The sequence below is a fragment of the Bacillus sp. 05T31 genome (genome assembly GCF_056396725.1).
The window spans coordinates 1-1,244 of the sequence record NZ_JBFTMA010000960.1 but is presented as its reverse complement, the minus strand read 5'-3'; the positions used below and the strand labels follow the sequence as shown (position 1 = coordinate 1,244).

Below are 1,244 nucleotides of genomic sequence, written 5' to 3'. Positions count from 1 at the left end.
TCGAGAAAGACACCAGCTTATGTGAATCAAGATGGGATAGATTATGTACCTATGGATAGGCGAAAGAATTCTATGATTCAATTACTTAATATTGCAGGTACTGGTCCTATATTCGGACCAATATTAGGTGCTTTATATGGTCCAATTGCATTTGTCTGGATTGTGATAGGAGCGATTTTTGCAGGAGCCGTTCATGATTATCTTACAGGGATGATTTCTATACGAAATAAAGGGGCGCATATTCCTGAATTAGCAGGGAAATTTTTAGGGAATGCAATGAGACATATTGTAAATGTTTTTTCATTGTTACTTTTAGTATTAGTAGGAACTGTATTTATAACAACRCCAGCATCATTACTTGATATTGTATTGCAAGGAAAAGTGTCAATAACTATTATTTTATCTGTAATTTTCATATATTACATTTTATCGACTATCTTACCGATTGATAAAATTATTGGTGAAATTTATCCGGTATTAGGTGCATTATTGCTAATAAGTGCTATTGGCATAGGGGGAATGATGATAATAAAAGGYTCYCCTATTCCAGAGCTAACGTTTGAAAATATGCATCCAGACAATGYACCTATTTTCCCATTATTAATGTTGACGATTACGTGTGGTGCCTTATCAGGATTCCACGCAACACAATCACCAATTATTTCACGTACACTTCAAACGGAGAAACATGGCCGTTATGTATTTTTCGGTATGATGATTGCAGAAGCGATAATTGCAATGATCTGGGCAGCTGCGGCAATGAGTATTTTCTCTTACGGTGAATTAAATGAGCTAATTAAATCGGGTACACCAGCTGCGGTTGTAAGTGAAATCTCGAAGACGATGTTAGGTGCTGTGGGTGGCACAATAGCTGTTCTTGGTGTCATTGTATTACCAATTACATCTGGAGACACAGCATTCCGTGCGGCACGTTCTATTATTGCGGATTACTTCCATTTCAATCAAACAAAATTAAAAAATCGCTTAATTATTGCGATTCCATTATTTGTTATTGCATATGGTTTAACGAAAATTGACTTTACACTATTATGGAGATATTTCTCTTGGGCTAACCAATCGACTGCAGCCATTGCGTTATGGATTGGAACGATGTATTTATTTATAAAAGGAAAACAGTATATCGTTTCTTTAATTCCAGCGATATTTATGACGCTCATGACAGTTGTTTATATTTTAAATGCGAAAATTGGTTTTAATATTCCGCTAAATACATCGTATATTGT

Annotated in this window: 1 protein-coding gene; it reads left to right on the top strand. The window is 35.2% G+C overall.

Translation table 11 applies throughout. The annotated features are described in order from the left end of the window. A partial coding sequence (locus AC1DJR_RS30305) for a carbon starvation CstA family protein (protein ID WP_477004292.1) occupies positions 1-1,244 on the top strand: 1,244 nt, incomplete at both ends.